This window comes from Streptomyces sp. NBC_00316 (assembly GCF_036158715.1).
Classification (GTDB): Bacteria; Actinomycetota; Actinomycetes; order Streptomycetales; family Streptomycetaceae; genus Streptomyces.
This window is the reverse complement of the sequence record NZ_CP108023.1, coordinates 3,856,490-3,871,954: the sequence shown is the minus strand read 5'-3', so window position 1 is coordinate 3,871,954 and position 15,465 is coordinate 3,856,490. Positions and strand designations below refer to the sequence as shown.

Below are 15,465 nucleotides of genomic sequence, written 5' to 3'. Positions count from 1 at the left end.
CGGGGAGGGAGCCGGGTGGGGGCATGCGGCGGAAGGGGGGCGGCGGACGGGACGCGCCGTCGCCCCCCGATGACGATCCTCGGGTGAGGCGGCGATGCTTAGTAGCCGCCGCCGTAGCCGCCGCCGAAGCCGCCGAAGCCGCCACGGCCGCCGAAGCCGCCACGTCCGCCACGGCCGCCGTAGCCGCCACGTCCGCCACGGCCGCCGAAGCCGCCACGTCCGCCACGGCCGCCGAAGCCGCCACGTCCGCCACGGCCACCACCGCGGCCACCACCTCGGCCACCGCGGCCGCTGAAGATCGAGAAAGCGCTCATGACGTACCTCCTGTGTGACTGGATGTGCCGGAAGGACTTCGCAGCCCATTGGTTGCCTGAGATCGGCCCCAACGGCACCGAAGACATTCATGCAGCTGGGGTGGGACCCCTTGGGCAATCCGGCGTGGACTGGGGTGATCGATCAGAACCCTCTATGAACGTACCTAGATCAGCCTAAGAGTGCTCGTTCACGCACAAACAGTGACAGCCCTCGTGTGGGTGTGTGACACCTCGGCGGATGTCTCCCGAGGGCGGTAGAGAAGCGACCCAGTTCGCGGCGCCGCCAGACGGCTGCCGAACCTGCCTCTGAGGCTGTGAGATCAATGCCTGACGTGAACTCAGTAGCCCTTCGCCAAATACAGACTGACGCCACATCATGTTTCGTTGGACGGGATGCGCCGTTGACCGCCGCCCGCTATGGGACCGCGCTCGGGCAGCATCGGAGCGGGGTGCCACGACCCTCGGGCAGCATCGGAGCGGGGTGCCACGACCCTCGGGCACGTGATCGGAATGGTCGGGATTCTCGGCAGCCATTCAGGTGACGTGACCACCTGAAGAACTCTGTCGCCGGAGGACATCGAGACCGCTGGTCTGACTGCAGTCTTTGACGGCAACACCGGTGCACCCTGCCGTACCAGGAAAGTCGATGCCGGACGCTAGCGAGCCGCATACCCGGCCCTTGGGCCGCCGGAAGGAACTCCTGAAGCGGTGTTCCTGGGGCCCCTTCCCCCAGGTGTGCCCCAGGAGCATCTAGCAACGGAGAAGCCGCAGGTGAGAGGGGCTAACGGGAGCCCTCTGCAAATCTGCCCGGGCTCAGCGAATCGACGTCGTGTCTGTCGTGCGCGTGTGCGACGTTGATGGCGGACGGGCCGCCCTGTCTGAACCATGACCGTGCGCTGCTGCGTGTGGCTTACCTGAGCGAGCGCGGGTTGCCGACCGGGGGCGAGGCTTGGCCCATGTCCGGATACCTGCCGATCGTGATCTATCCGCCCGATGAGTCCGGCGGCCGCCGGGTGCGTGTCGACGGGGAGATCCTCGGCATGGCGCACAGCGTGCGGGATGTGACGGAGTTCCTGCGTCGGGCCGGGATGGACGACATCACCGAGGAAGACGTGATTCTGTCCGGGATGATCGACTGGCGTGGAGGCGGGCCGAACCTGTGGCCTGCCCCGTGGTGAGCGAGCCCCGGCCGGCGGCTCCCGGGGAACAGCGGAACAACAGGCCGATGGTGCAGATTTATGGCCGCCAGCCGAGCGAGCTAGTGCTGTGACCGCATAGGTTCGCCGGGTTGGGTGGTGCCCGCTTTTCAACTTCAACGCGGCAGGTCAGGCGCGTGGCCCCCTGGCGCAGAAGTCACTGTTTCGCCAGGACGTTTCGGTAAAGGAGGTCCCGGACGGCGTTGTGTCCATAGGTGAGCGGCTGTCCACGGACAGGTCCACGATCACGGGCATGCTCGTCGTGGTCCGAGCGCCACCAGCCACCAGTGCGGCCCGTCGGCCTGGCACTCGGCAAGAGGCCCGTGGTCACCATGCCGGAACGTGAGGGCCACTGGTGTCGCAGCAGTGGTTGAGACAGCATGCGGCGCATGGACTGGATGCCTCTGCTCTCCACGCTGACAGGTGCCGCTATCGGCATCGCTGCCACCCTGATCGCCGATCGCAACAGGTGGCGGCGCGAGGAAGCACGACACGCTCTGGAAGTGCGGCGCGCTGTGTACTCCGAATACGCCTCCGCGCTCAAAGACGCAGGGGAAGAGATACGGGCTGTCGCCCTGGGCGATCACATGTCCGAGTCAGCGCGTGATGCGGCCGTGCGCGAAGCCTTCCGTGGGACCGGATTGCACACGGCCAGCGAGCAGCTCTGGCTCGTGGGCCCGCCGCTCGTTGTTGCGGCCGGGAACGAGGCGTTTCACAGCCTGCGTCGGATGCGCGACGCCTATGCCCGCGGGGTGGCAGTCGGCTCCGCCGAGGACATGGCCTTCATCCAACAGCGCCGCACGGCCATGGCTGAGATGCGCCGCTGCATGCGTGAGGATCTGGGCATCGGACCCCTCGGGATCGAATGACCACCGGCCGGAGAAGATGTCAGGAATTGCGCTGACCGCGACCAGTCACCTGCGCAGGCCGTCGGCCCGGCACTCGTCACAGACCCGTGATCGCCGCGCCGAAGGCTCAGAAACAGGCTGTCAGGCTGCTGTTTTGAGGAGGCGTCCGCCCCAGCGGATGCCCTTCTCGCTGCGGATGCGGGCGCGTTCCTTGCGTTCGGCGGCCAGGACGTCGCGGTGCCGGGCATTGGCGTTGCGCCAGCACAGATAGGCGTGCAGGGCCCTGGTCTGCACAGTGTGGTCGGAGTAGTCGGAGTTGGCGATGGTGAACTGCCGCAACGGTCCGAAGTGGGCCTCGCACGGGGCCGTGCGGAGCTTGCCGCCCGACATTGCGTCCCGGCCCAATCCCAACCGAAGCGTCACTGGGTGGCGCGTGCCGTAAATCTGCGGGCCAGGCGGCGCTACTGGGGGCGGTTTCGCAGCAGTTACTTGGTGACTCACGTCAGGAGCCAGGGCCCTCGCTTCTCGATCAGCCCGGACTCCCGCCCGAAGCAGCGAAGCGTCAGCTGGGCCGACTCCCTAGCTGATGCCGTTTCGGCTGAGGGCCGCGTCCGGGTGATGTCGTGGTGATCGAATCGTTGCCGCACCGCGTACAACCGCGCACAGCCCTCACTTGTCCCACAGTCAGCCGAGAGGATAGGCCTCTGGCCAGTGCGCTACGCGTTCGGTCCAGGCTGCAGGGGAAGGGGCGAGCTCGAAGGTGGGCAAGACGACGTGGAAAGCGATGGTCGCCGGTGGAGCTGCGCTCGTGTTCACAGGGGTGGTGGCGGCGGTGCCGGCTGGGGCGGCGGAGGGTGGGGTCTCCTTCACCAGGGTCTCGGTGAATGGTGGGAAGCCGATCGTGATCGGGGTCCAGGAGGAGGTTGAGGTGCATGCAGTTCTCCGGATGACGACCAAACTCAGATACGACTACGGGCCGACGGTGTTCCCCTACCGGGGGAAGACGGACAATGCGGAGACCCTGCAGAGCAGCATCATCACCAGCGACTGCAAGGTCGTGGACAGGGTGAATGGAATCTGCGACTTCGACGAATGGCTGTACATCGACCCGCGGAACTCTGACTTCGGGAACGAGGACGCAGGCACCTGGCGAACTGCTGCGCGGGTCTTTCTCCCCGGCGACGCCCAGGACATTGACGACGTGAATCTCCCGGTGCAAGTCAAGCGGGCCACACGCGTCACCGTCGATGCCTCGCCGGAGCCGGTTGCGGTAGGAAAGACGATCACCGTGTCCGGGCGGGTCACACGGGCGAACTGGGACACCCACACGTACCAGGGGTACGCGGGCCGTACCGTCAGCCTGCAGTTCAAGGCGTCGGGCGCCTCCTCGTACAAGACGGTCAAGACTGCGACGTCGAGTGCGACAGGGGCACTCAAGACCACGGTGAAGGCCGCCGGGCCGGGGATGTGGCGGTGGACGTACTACGGCAACTCCACCTCCGGGGCGATGTCGTCGACCGGGGACTATGTCGCCACTCAAGTCCGAGTGTTGCACTCGGAGGTCCGACGAGTGTTGCACTCGGTGTAGAACCCTGAGCGTGCTCCTTGACCAGCCTGTCCAAGTAGCACGCTCAGACACCGTGATGCAGGCCGGACGCGGCTAAGGGCTCGCAGAGAATCAACGTGTTGCTTCCGGTGATGTGGCTCGTTGACGTGGTATGGGCATACCGCAAGAGGTTCGAGATCAACTGGCCGCCAAGTTCGGAGTGTTGTTCCCCCACCTGGACGAGCGGCAGCAGCGTCTGCTGATGGGAGCAGAGGCCCGTGTCCTGGGGCACGGCGGGATCCGGGCCGTCGCGCGGGCCGCCGGGGCCAGCGAGGCGACGGTCCGTAAGGGGGCGGATGAGCTGGAGGCGGGCGAGGCGCCTTTGGGGCGGGTCCGCCAGCCCGGAGGCGGACGGAAGAAGGCCGCCGACCTGGATGCAGGACTGCGGCCCGCGCTGCTCGCCCTGGTCGAGCCGGACACGCGCGGAGACCCGATGTCGCCGCTGCGCTGGACGACCAAGTCGACCCGGAACCTGGCCGGTGAGCTGACCCGCCAGGGACACAAGGTCAGTGCCGACACGGTCGGTGACCTGCTGCGGGAGGAGGGTTTCAGTCTGCAGGCCAACTCCAAGACCGTCGAGGGCAAGCAGCACCCGGACCGGGACACCCAGTTCCGCTACATCAACGAGCAGGCCAAGGACCACATCAGCGCCGGGGACCCGGTGGTCAGCGTGGACAGCAAGAAGAAGGAACTGGTCGGCCAGTACAAGAACGCGGGGCGTGAATGGCAGCCCACGGGTGATCCGGTGCAGGTCAAGACGCATGACTTCCTGGACCGGGAGGGGCCCGGCAAGGCAATCCCGTACGGCATCTACGACATTGCCGCGAACGCCGGCTGGGTCAGTGTCGGCACCGACCACGACACCGCCGCTTTCGCGGTCGCCTCGATCCGCCGCTGGTGGCACGGGGCCGGACAGGGCGACTACCCCCGCGCCCGTCGGCTGCTGATCACCGCCGACGCCGGGGGCTCCAACGGCTACCGCACCCGGGCATGGAAGACCGAACTCGCCGCTCTGGCCGCCGAGACTGGCCTTGAGATCACGGTGAGTCACCTACCGCCGGGCACATCGAAATGGAACCGGATTGAGCACCGGCTGTTCTCCCACATCTCCATGAACTGGCGTGGCAGGCCCCTGACCAGCCATGAAGTCATCGTGCAGTCCATCGCGGCGACCACCACCCGCACCGGACTGAGGGTCCGCGCCGAACTCGACACCGGCGCCTACCCCACCGGCGTGAAAGTCGACAACGCCCAGGTCGACGCGCTGACGATGACCCGCCACCGCTTCCACGGCGACTGGAACTACACCCTCCACGCACACCATGCCCAGCGCGCGCCCACAGCCACCAGCACTCCACACGGCGCGGAACCACGGCGGTGGGACGCCCGGCAGCACACCCGCCTCACCGACCCGGAACTCACCGGTATCACCCGCTCACAACTAGACACCCTGATCAGCGAGTTAGCGGCCCTCCAGGGTGCCCGACGGGAGGAACAGCGCCGCCACCGACGCGGTCGCGAACGACAGCGAGCCCCCGGCGCCGGCCCCCGGCAGACGTTCACCGACCCCGACCGGATCCTGGCCACGATCCTCTACCAGCGCGGCTGCTTCACCCACGCCCTCCTCGGCGAACTCTTCGGGACCAGCTCGCAGACCATCACCCGCACGATCCAGGGCACCCAGCCCCTCCTGGACCAGCACGGCTGCACCGTCCCCCGCTCCACCGCACGATTCACCACCCCCACCGACGTGGCCGCCCACCTCGACGCCTACGGCACCGAGCCCCCGGACAACATCAAACACGCATGTTGATTCTCTGCGAGCCCTAACGAGCTCGTGCACGGTTAGCGGTGAGACGTCGAGCTCTGGATCATGGCTGCGTGGTTGGACGGACGAGCCCCGCCACCGGTCTTCAGTTGCTCCCGCCTGGCTCAGCGAATCGGCGTCGTGTCTGTCGTGCGCGTGTGCGACGTTGATGGCGGACGGGCCGCCCTGTCTGAACCATGACCGTGCGCTGCTGCGTGTGGCTTACCTGAGCGAGCGCGGGTTGCCGACCGGGGGCGAGGCTTGGCCCATGTCCGGATACCTGCCGATCGTGATCTATCCGCCCGATGAGTCCGGCGGCCGCCGGGTGCGTGTCGATGGGGAGATCCTCGGCATGGCGCACAGCGTGCGGGATGTGACGGAGTTCCTGCGTCGGGCCGGGATGGACGACATCACCGAGGAAGACGTGATTCTGTCCGGGATGATCGACTGGCGTGGAGGCGGGCCGAACCTGTGGCCTGCCCCGTGGTGAGCGAGCCATGACCCTCCACGAGTACGGAGTTCGCCTCCCCGCCCACTCGATCTGGCCAAGTCACGCGGCGAGGGGACGTGAGGTGTGGGGCGCGGGCGCCGTCAGCTGCGACAAGGTCCCGGAGCGCGTACGCGAAATCGCCGGAGTCGTCCTCCACTCGGCAAGTTCATGACCGAGCGTGCGTTCATGACCCTGAGTGACTTCCGTGGAGGAGGAGCAAGACTACGTACTATTGCCCGGTGCTGAGAGGTGAGACGTACAGGCAGCTGGGCGAGGCGGCGTGGTCGTGGGTGCTGGACCAGGTGCGCGAGGACGGGGGTCCGTGGCTGCCGGAAACGGTGCCCGACGAGGGCCGGAAGACGGAGCCGGCGAAGGACCGCGACTCGCTGTACTCGGGGATTGCGGGCTTGGCGCCGGTACTGGCGGAGATCGCGCAATACCGTGAGCTGAGCGATCGGGAACGGGCCCTGGCCGAGGGGATCGTGACCAGGCTGTCTGCAGAGGCCGAAGCGCGCATCGAGCCGTCGTTGTACGACGGGCTGGCCGGCGACGCCATGGCGCTGAAACTACTCGCTCCGGGCGAGGAATCCGTCGCCCTGCGGCGCCTGGACGACCTGACGACATCCGATGGCTGGCGGACGACCGTCGAGTTCGAACCGGGCTCCGACGCTCCGCTGAACGACATCATCATGGGCACCGCAGGCGTCGTCATGACGGCGATCTGGGCCGGGGGCGAGTTCGCGGACGCGATCGCGACGGCCGGTGGTGAGGCACTGCTGCGCACGGCGGATCGTACAGAGGCGGGCCTGGACTGGGGCATCGCGCCGAGCACGCCGTGGCGGGCGCCGAACTACTCACACGGCACCGCCGGCGTAGCCGCCGCTCTGGCCGTGGCGGGGGCGTCGCTCGGCCGCAGCGACTTCGTCGAAGCCGCGGTGGAAGGGGCCCGGCACGTCCTGTCGGTGGGCCTGCTCGACAACGGCGGGTTTGTCGTACCGCACACGATCCCGCCGTCGACGCGGGAGGTGGAGGCGCTCACGTACACCTGGTGCCACGGTCCGGCAGGCACATCGCACCTGTTCTCGGCCCTGTCGCACGCGGGCGTCACGGAGGTGGCCGGCATCCCGGTCGACGAGCTGCGCCGGCGTTGTCTGACCTCGCTCCTCACGTCGGGCGTGCCCGAACGCCTGCGTCCCGGGTTCTGGGACAACGACGGCCGCTGCTGCGGCACGGCGGGGGTCGGCGACGTACTTCTGGACGCCGCACAGGGTTGCTCGGATCCGGAGTGGTCGGAGACCCTCCTCCAGGGGGCTCGCAAGATGGGTGACGCCCTCGTGGAGCGGGCGATCCAGGACGAGTCGGGTGCCCGCTGGCGCTTCCTGGAGCACCGTGACGACGAACCTCTGCTGCCGCCGGGCACCGCCTGGATGCAAGGTGCGGCAGGCATCGCCGCCTACCTCCTGCGCCTCGCCCGGGTCGTCGACACCGGTCCGAAAGCGCCTGTCGTGGACCGGCCGGACCAGTGGTGGGGCGTGCCTGCTGACGTGCGCGTGACGGACTCGTGAGCTGAAGCCGAAGACGAGGAAACCGGCGTGGAGCAGGTGCAGCTGCGCAGCGTCTCGCGCCGTACGAGCGGGGTGATCGCCACCAAGGTCGGCCTGGAGTGCATCGACCCCACCGGCGGCCCCGGCGGCGCCCCCCTGGTCAGGCCCAACGGCCGGCCCGAGCACGTGTGTGCCTCCATCGACGCCAGCCTGCGCCGCCTGGGCACCGACCACATAGACACCTCTACCAGCTCCACCGCGTCGACCCCGAGGTGCCCCTTGAGGAGACCTGGGGCGCCCTGGCCGAGGCCGTCACCGCCGGCAAGGCTCGTTACCTGGGCCTGTCCGAGGTCACCGTCGCGCAGATCGAGCGGGCCCAGGTCATCCACCCGGTCACCACGGTGCAGTCCGAGTTCTCCCTGTGGACCCGCGACGTCCAGGCCGAGGTCCTGCCCCACTGCACCCAGCACGGCATCGGCCTTCTGCCGTACTCCCCTCTGGGACGCGGCTTCCTCCTCGGCCGCTTCGCCTCCTTCGACGACCTGCCGGTGCACGACCAGCGGCGGCGTCTGCCGCGCTTCCAGCAGGACAACCTGCGAGCCAACCTCGACATCGCCACCAAGGTCCGCGAGGTCGCCGACCGGATCGGCGCCACCCCTGCACAGGTCGCCCTCGCCTGGCTCCTCGCCCAGGGCGAGCACGTCGTCCCATCCCCGGCACCAAGACCCCGAAGTACCTCGCCGACAACGCAGGCGCCGCAAACGTCCAGCTGTCCGCGGCCGACCTCGCCGACCTCGACGCCATCCCCGCGCCCGTCGGCGCCCGGTGCTGACGGTCCGGCGGCTTCGTCCTGTCCCGGAGGAATGGCGACGGCAAGTGAGTCTGCCGATTTCTGTGGCGGTGCCCTGGTCGGCATCTCTGGTGGAAGTGGGCGGACCGTCCCGACGATTCCCTGGAGCCGTGCCCGTACCCGCAGATGTTCCGATCCTGACATCGATGGCTGACATCAACAACGGCGTACAGCCGCACACTTGGCACCTGGTTCGCTGCTCGTCAGCGGCGCCCCAACTCGTGGTGGGGCCCTGTGGGGCGCCACATCCAGCGACTCGGGAAGTGCCTGGTCCGCGGGCACGCCGGGTGCGGACCGGAAATCTGCCGGCTTCGCCTACCCGGGTTCGAACCCTGGCGCCGCCCCACGAACAGACGGGCCTGTGACCGGCGGAGACGTTGGTCGCAGGCCCTTTCGCTCTGGGTGAGGGCGACCCGCGGCGATGCGCAAGGGGCGCCGCCCGGTCGCCTCTACGGCCTGGCCCCTTCCCGTGCGGCCAGGCTGCTGTGTCCCTTGTAGTACCCGTCAGCCGTGCATCGCGGTGCGGTAGACGTACAGGGCGATCACGCCGGCGATACAGGCGAGGATCATCCACGAACCGAAACCGGTGTGTCTCCCGCCGCTTTTGGGCCGCGCGGCCTTCCCGGACCGATCGGACCGCCCGGGTGCTGCCCGTCCCGGCGCGGCCGGCGCCACATCGGCCGCCGCCTCGGCGAGCAGACGACGGCAGGTCGCGGCGAGCACGCCTGTACCGGCGGAGAGGGGCACCACGGCCTCCGAACGCGCCGGAGCGGTGGTGCCACCGTCCAGGATGCGCCCCGCGCGTACGAGGACCTCGTCCCGGCCGCCCGCCGGAGCGAGGCTGATCCACCGCCGTACATGCTCACCCCGGATGACCACGCCGCCGGACCGCTCCCGGTACACGGTGTGCTCCCGCCACAGTATCTCCGCCAACTCCCCTGCGGTGTCTCTCAGTTGTGCGCTCACGACCCCTCCCCCTCCCCCTCCCCCTCCGCCCCGCGGCGAATCGAACAAGCCTCGCACTTTAGCGCCAGGCGCAGAGCGGGGGCACATCGGCCCGGCCGCACGGGAAGCGGCCGGGAGGCGGGCGGTTCTGCGCATCGCCGCAGGTCGCAACCAGATGCGTGGCCACATTGCCGGAGCCGCGGCCGGAGACCTCGTCGCCCGCGACAGGACGGTGTCCTGTGGCTCTCCCTCGGCAAGGGCGACAACACCTCCGCGCCCCCGCATCAGCGTCGGTGCCGGCTGGGGCTCGTACCGCCGCCACCGCCTCGGTACCGGCGATGCCGACCGGGACGGACGGCCGAGCCTGTACGCCTCGGGATTCCCCACCAGCAGCGCCGATGGCGTCGCCCACCGGGGCACAGACAGCCGGCGAGCCCCGTTCCGTCCGCCGGTGGGGATCTCCCTGATCTCCGACGCCCTCCGGTCGGACGGCCTCTCTGCCTGAGGCGGGGCCCGCCCCGCCTCACAGTCCACTCGTTCTCCCAGAGAACAAGAGCAACTCGTACAACCACCGCCCCTCATCGGAAGTCTGATCGAGCGGTGCGCACCGATGTGCGTACCGCTCGGCTCATCAGGAGAGACTTCCTTGGCTTTCGTACGCGCCACCCGACGCCGTCTCGGCGCCTCTGTCGCCACCGTTCTTGCCGTGACGGTCGGCACCGGCGTCCTGACCTCGCCCGGGGCCGTGGCCGCTCCCGCCTCGGTGACCAGGGCCACCGAGGCGGCCACCGGCGAGGTGAATCTGCCCCTCGGCGCCGAGATCGTCAGCACCGGCGACACCGGCCGCCTCACGTCCCGGAAGGACGACTCCGGCAACACGGTGCTGGAGTGGTACCGGTACGCCGACGGCGCGGTGCTGCCGATCAACACGGGCACCATGGGCCACGACAGCAACTCCGACATCGTCGTGACCAGCGACGGCGGCAGCATGGTCTTTCTGCGGGACATGAAGGCCGGCGCCACCTGGTCCGCCTCCTTCGACCTCGCGTCCGAGTTCAAGCCCGGGGCGAAGCTCGTCGGCGTGGTCGGCGAGAACCTCTTCGCGAGCGTTCCGACCACCGGGGGCTACTACGAGCTGTGGCAGCTCGCCCAGGTCAACGGGGTCGCCAAGAAGACGAAGCTCACGTCCGGTTCCTACGGCCTGGACTACAAGGTCGTCGCCTCCACAGGCCACGACCTGCTCGTCCTGGGCAGTTCCCGAGTGTTCTCAGGGGCGACCTTCCGGACCCAGTACTGGAAGGCGCTCACGAGCGTCAACAGCGGCGCGGCCATCGACTTGAACGGCACGGAGAGCATCGGCCCGTGGGCCCAGAGCTCGACGGGTGCCTACACCGCCGACTACAAGGCGTGGGTCGATTACACGGCCGGGGTCACCGAGCTCGTCGTGGCCGGGCCGGGCATCCGCAAGGAATTCAAGATGGACAGCTCCATGAGCGGCGCCGTCATCGCCGGCATCGCCGGGAACACGCTGCTCTACGGGGTCCCGGGGACGGCCGCCGACGAGACGCTGAGCCCGCTGTACGCCCGGAGCATCACCACCGCCGATGCCGCGCCGTACAAGCTCCTGGAGGACTTCTCCAGCGTGGCCCACGCACCGGACGGCAGCCTGCTCGTGCGCGGCGCCACGGCCGATGCAGACGGGGTGTTCCGGATCGCCGACGCGGTTGGCGGCACCCCGGGTGTCACGCTCGTGGCGGACACGGGCAAGGTCCTGGCCGTCAAGGTGACCGAGTCGAAGGTTCCCACCGCGGTGAACCTGGAGAAGGCGGGCACCACGCTCCCGATGGAGTGGAGCCTGTCCCGCGCGAACGCCACCGTGGACCTCACGCTCACGCACGCGGCCACCGGCCAGAAGCTCACCAAGCGCCTGTCCCAGCCGGTCTCCGACAGCCGCTTCGCCTTCGTCTGGGACGGTGTCCTGGACGGCATCAGCGCCCCGAACGGCGCCTACACCTGGCAGATCACCGCCACCCCGACCGACGGCGTCGGCGCACCGGCGACCGCCTCGGGGAGCTTCCAGGTCTCGCGCCAGGCCAACCCGCACGACTTCAACGACAACGGCTCGACCGACGTCCTCGCGCGGGACGCCTCGGGTGTGCTGTGGCGGGACGACCTCCTCGACTGGCCGTCGGGTGACCAGGTCACCACCGCCAAGCGGACGAAGATCGGTGCCGGTTGGCAGGTCTACAACCAGATCGAGGCCGCGGGGAACCTCGCCGGCGCCCCGGCGGGCGATCTCGTCGCCCGCGACACCTCGGGCGTCCTGTGGCTGTACCTGGGCAAGGGCGACGGCACCTTCGCGTCCCGCACCAAGGTCGGCCCCGGCTGGCAGGTCTACAACAAGGCCACCGGTGGCAGCGACCTCACGGGCGACGGACGCCCCGACCTCCTCGCCACCGACACCTCCGGCGTCCTGTGGCTCTACAAGGGCACCGGCAGCTGGTCCGCCCCCTTCGCCGCCCGCACCCGGGTCGGTGGCGGATGGCAGATCTACAACCAGATCACCGCCGTCGGCAACATCGCGGGCAGTGCGGCCGGCGACCTCGTCGCCCGCGACACCGCCGGCGTCCTCTGGCTCTACCAGGGCAACGGCACGGGCAACTTCACCGCTCGCGTCAGGATCGGAGCCGGCTGGAACGCCTTCTCCCACCTCGTCGGTGCCGGCGACGTCACCGGCGACGGCCGCCCCGACCTGATCGCCTACGGTCCGAACGGCACATACGTCTACCGCTCGACGGGCTCGGCGACGGCCCCGTTCAGTCGGCAGACGACCACCCTGTACGCGGGCGAGGGCACCAAGTTCAACAACATCGCCTAGTGTCCTGAGTCAGTAATTCGTTTGCAGTACGTGGCGAGTGATTCGAGGATCTGGTCGGCTGTCTTGGTCCAGATGAATGGCTTGGGGTCTTCGTTCCAGGTGGTGATCCAGTTGCGGATGTCCTTCTCCAGGGCCTGGACGGATTTGTGGACGCCGCGGCGTATCTGTTTGGCCGTCAGCTCTGCGAACCATCGCTCTACGAGGTTCAGCCAGGAAGAGCTCGTGGGCGTGAAGTGCATGTGGAATCTGGGATGGGCCAGGAGCCATTTCTTGATGGCGGCGGTCTTGTGGGTCGCGTAGTTGTCGCAGACGAGATGGACCTCGAGGTCGTCGGGGATCTCTTTGTCGAGCTTGGTGAGGAACTTCTTGAACTCCGTCGCGCGGTGGCGGCGGTGGAGGGAGCCGATGACTTTGCCGGATGCGGCGTCGAACGCGGCGAAGAGGGTGGTGGTGCCGGCGCGGACGTAATCGTGGGTGGCCCGCTCCGGCACCCCCGGCATCATCGGCAGGACTGGCTGAGACCGGTCCAGGGCCTGGATCTGCGACTTCTCGTCCACACACAGCACCAACGCCCGTTCAGGCGGGTCGAGATACAGGCCGACGACGTCGTGGACCTTGTCGACGAAGAACGGATCCGTCGACAGCTTGAACGACTCGAAGCGGTGCGGCTGCAGCCCGAAAGCCCGCCACACACGTGAAACCGTCGACTGGGACAGACCCGTCTTCTTCGCCATCGAGCGCGTCGACCAATGCGTGGCGTTCTCCGGCTTCGACTCCAGAGTCCGTGCGATCAGATCCGCGACCTGCTCGTCCAAAACCGTGCGAGGCCGGCCAGGACGCGGCTCGTCCTGCAGACCAGCGAGCCTGTCGACCAGGAAACGCTTCCGCCACTTCGACGCCGTCTCCCGCGTCACACCGATCTCGCCCGCGACTGCCTTCGTCGAGACCGGAAACCCGTCCTCACCCACCGCTTCACACGCCAGGATCAAGCGGGCTCGAAGAGCCATGTCCTGGGCACCCTTGCGCCGCCGCACCCACCGCTCCAACTCCCCGCGTTCCGCAGCAGTTAGATCCAACGGCACAAGCTTCGGTCCCGGACGAGTCATCCCCAAACCATAGACGAATTATTGACTCAGGACACTAGCCGGCCGGGTTTCTTCGTCGGGGCGGTGGCTGACGTTCCCGCCATCCGGGGACGTCGCATTGCGGGCACCGACCGCGGGGATAAGGCCGCGGCCCATCGGGTTCCGAGGCAGCGCTCCGCAACTCCTGGTGCTGCCCATGGGGTTGATGCGGGGCGCCACATCCAGCGACTGAGGAAGTGCCTGGTCCGCGGGCACGCCGGGCGCGGACCGCACATCTACCGGCTCAGCCCGCCCGGGTTCGAACCCTGGCGCCGGCACACGAACGAGAGGGCCCGTGTGCAGCAGAAATGCTGCACACGGGCCCTCCTTCATCGCCTGGCGTCAGTACGTCTCCATGGGGCCGCTGCCCCACTCCTTCTCGCTGGATCTCGCGTGATGACCAGCCTGTGCGGGGAAGGTGCGGGACAGCTTCAGGGGCTGCCCTCCGCCCGCAGTGCTGCTTCGCTCCCGGCATGCGCCGCCGCGGCGGCACCGTCCAGGCACGTGGCACGGACGCGGAAGAGAACGGCCACGCCGAGGCCGGCGCGTTGTGCCGCCACCCGAGGCTCCACACCCGAACCGAGCCAGGTCGCAAGGTTCACGTGTCGGGGTGTCGTCGAGGCTCCGAGTCAGGATGAGCCGAGGATGCAGAACTCGTGGCCCTCGGGGTCGGCCAGACATGTCCACGGGACGTCGCCCTGGCCGAGGTCGAGGTCGGTGGCGCCGAGGGCCCGCAGCCGGGCCACCTCCGCTGCTTTGTCGTCACCGGGGTACGGCAGCAGGTCGAGATGGACGCGGTCGGGCACGGTCTTCACGCCGGGCGTGCGCAGGAACTCGAGATACGGGCCGACCCCCTTGGCGGAGCGCAACACCGCCTGATCGTCGGTCACCTTGTGGAGAGTCCAGTCGATCGCCTCACCCCAGAACCGGGCCATGGCCCGCGGATCGGCGCAGTCGACCACCACCGCGGCGATCGGCCCGGTGTCGCGGTAGATCTTCCGGGGCTCCAGCACGCAGAACTCGTTGCCCTCCGGGTCGGCGAGGACCGTCCACGGCACGTCGCCCTGACCCACGTGGGCGGGCGTCGCACCGAGAGCCTGGAGGCGCGCGACCAACTCCGCCTGATGGGCCGCAGAGGTGGTGGCGAGATCGAGGTGGACACGGTTCTTCGTCGTCGTCTTGGGTTCCGGGACGGTCACGACGTCGATGCAGACGGCGACCGGGTCCGGCCAGACGAAGCCGCCGACGGGTTCGACGTTGGTCACGCCGGGTGCCTCGCTGGAGAGACCCCAGCCGAGCGCTTCCCCCCAGAACCGGCCGACGGCCGAGTCATCAAGAGCTTTTATATTCACCTGAACAGGTCGCAGTGCCATGTCGGCGACCCTATCCGCGTACTGCAGCCGCTGATCGCCGGGAACCCACCGGCGCGCAGCCGACGTGACGCCGGTGCAGGAGACCTGCGAAACTCCGCGGCGACAAGGGATACGACTGCGCCCACCCACGGCGATGGCTCCGCAAGCGTGGCTTCACACCCTGCATCGCCCGTCGCGGCATCGAAAACTCATAGCGTCCGGGCCGGCACCGCTGGGGGCCGAGCGCACCATGTCCCGGCCGGCCGGATGCCGCCGCCTGCACTGTCGCTACGCACGCCGCCTGCGGGCCGTTGGAGTTGGGCGGCGGCGCCCTGACCGCCCGGCCGCAGTCCCATCGCGCGGAGCTGCCGGCGCGTCGCGTGTCCGTCGGGGCCATACGCCACCGGTAGTTGGAGGCCAGCGGGTTCGAGGAATCCGAGCGCCGGTGCGTGCCGAACCTGCGGGTGGCGGTGGATCCGTGAGGGGACGGTGCTCGGGTTCAGCCCGATGA

13 protein-coding genes and 3 pseudogenes are annotated in these 15,465 nt (G+C 68.7%); 9 read left to right on the top strand and 7 right to left on the bottom strand.

What is annotated here, in order from left to right:
- Positions 1-98: 98 nt before the first annotated feature.
- Positions 99-314: a hypothetical protein gene (locus tag OG878_RS17165; protein ID WP_328887589.1), complete on the bottom strand. Its 216-nt coding sequence runs from the start codon at positions 312-314 to the stop codon at positions 99-101.
- A gap of 956 nt (positions 315-1,270) precedes the next feature.
- Between OG878_RS17165 and OG878_RS17160 the strand changes: the two genes are divergently transcribed.
- Both OG878_RS17160 and OG878_RS17155 read left to right on the top strand, forming a co-directional pair.
- Positions 1,271-1,492: a hypothetical protein gene (locus OG878_RS17160; RefSeq protein WP_328887586.1), complete on the top strand. Its 222-nt coding sequence runs from the start codon at positions 1,271-1,273 to the stop codon at positions 1,490-1,492.
- A 407-nt stretch (positions 1,493-1,899) separates the two neighbouring features.
- Positions 1,900-2,379 (top strand): hypothetical protein, encoded by a 480-nt coding sequence (locus OG878_RS17155; protein ID WP_328887588.1) that lies wholly within the window; start codon positions 1,900-1,902, stop codon positions 2,377-2,379.
- Positions 2,380-2,499: 120 nt separating this feature from the next.
- On the opposite strand, the pseudogene OG878_RS17150 reads toward OG878_RS17155, so the two are convergent.
- Positions 2,500-2,721: pseudogene (locus OG878_RS17150) on the bottom strand (IS630 family transposase); the annotation flags it as partial.
- 421 nt (positions 2,722-3,142) lie between these two features.
- On the opposite strand from OG878_RS17150, the gene OG878_RS17145 reads away from it, so the two are divergent.
- From OG878_RS17145 to OG878_RS17125, 5 genes are all read left to right on the top strand, one after another.
- Complete coding sequence (locus tag OG878_RS17145) at positions 3,143-3,946, top strand: hypothetical protein (RefSeq protein ID WP_328891273.1); 804 nt, start codon at positions 3,143-3,145, stop codon at positions 3,944-3,946.
- Positions 3,947-4,076: 130 nt separating this feature from the next.
- Positions 4,077-5,777 (top strand): ISAzo13 family transposase, encoded by a 1,701-nt coding sequence (locus tag OG878_RS17140; RefSeq protein WP_328887587.1) that lies wholly within the window; start codon positions 4,077-4,079, stop codon positions 5,775-5,777.
- A gap of 262 nt (positions 5,778-6,039) precedes the next feature.
- Positions 6,040-6,261: a hypothetical protein gene (locus OG878_RS17135; RefSeq protein WP_328887586.1), complete on the top strand. Its 222-nt coding sequence runs from the start codon at positions 6,040-6,042 to the stop codon at positions 6,259-6,261.
- Positions 6,262-6,500: 239 nt separating this feature from the next.
- Positions 6,501-7,826 carry a lanthionine synthetase LanC family protein gene (locus OG878_RS17130; protein WP_328887585.1) on the top strand — a complete coding sequence of 442 codons (1,326 nt, stop codon included), beginning with the start codon at positions 6,501-6,503 and terminating at the stop codon, positions 7,824-7,826.
- 251 nt (positions 7,827-8,077) lie between these two features.
- Entirely contained in the window at positions 8,078-8,809 is a 732-nt protein-coding gene (locus tag OG878_RS17125; protein ID WP_328887584.1) for an aldo/keto reductase, read from the top strand.
- 350 nt (positions 8,810-9,159) lie between these two features.
- Here the strand turns inward: OG878_RS17125 and OG878_RS17120 are convergent, their stop codons facing one another.
- Positions 9,160-9,579: a hypothetical protein gene (locus OG878_RS17120; RefSeq protein WP_328891272.1), complete on the bottom strand. Its 420-nt coding sequence runs from the start codon at positions 9,577-9,579 to the stop codon at positions 9,160-9,162.
- 667 nt (positions 9,580-10,246) lie between these two features.
- On the opposite strand from OG878_RS17120, the gene OG878_RS17115 reads away from it, so the two are divergent.
- Complete coding sequence (locus OG878_RS17115) at positions 10,247-12,478, top strand: FG-GAP repeat domain-containing protein (RefSeq protein WP_328887583.1); 2,232 nt, start codon at positions 10,247-10,249, stop codon at positions 12,476-12,478.
- On the opposite strand, the gene OG878_RS17110 is transcribed toward OG878_RS17115, so the two are convergent.
- From OG878_RS17110 to OG878_RS17100, 3 genes are all read right to left on the bottom strand, one after another.
- On the bottom strand, positions 12,475-13,584 hold the full coding sequence (locus OG878_RS17110) for an IS630 family transposase (protein WP_328887582.1): 1,110 nt from the start codon (positions 13,582-13,584) through the stop codon (positions 12,475-12,477). The two genes, OG878_RS17115 and OG878_RS17110, sit on opposite strands and share 4 nt — an antisense overlap.
- Before the next feature lie 449 nt (positions 13,585-14,033).
- The gene (locus OG878_RS17105; RefSeq protein ID WP_328887581.1) at positions 14,034-14,204 is read right to left on the bottom strand and encodes a hypothetical protein; all 171 of its coding nucleotides are present in this window, start codon (positions 14,202-14,204) and stop codon (positions 14,034-14,036) included.
- Positions 14,205-14,231: 27 nt separating this feature from the next.
- Complete coding sequence (locus tag OG878_RS17100; RefSeq protein WP_328887580.1) at positions 14,232-14,975, bottom strand: VOC family protein; 744 nt, start codon at positions 14,973-14,975, stop codon at positions 14,232-14,234.
- A gap of 77 nt (positions 14,976-15,052) precedes the next feature.
- On the opposite strand from OG878_RS17100, the pseudogene OG878_RS42295 reads away from it, so the two are divergent.
- Positions 15,053-15,255: pseudogene (locus tag OG878_RS42295) on the top strand (IS5/IS1182 family transposase); the annotation flags it as partial.
- Between the two features lie 4 nt (positions 15,256-15,259).
- Here OG878_RS42295 and OG878_RS42290 read toward each other — a convergent pair.
- Positions 15,260-15,351: pseudogene (locus OG878_RS42290) on the bottom strand (RRQRL motif-containing zinc-binding protein); the annotation flags it as partial.
- Positions 15,352-15,465: the final 114 nt, after the last annotated feature.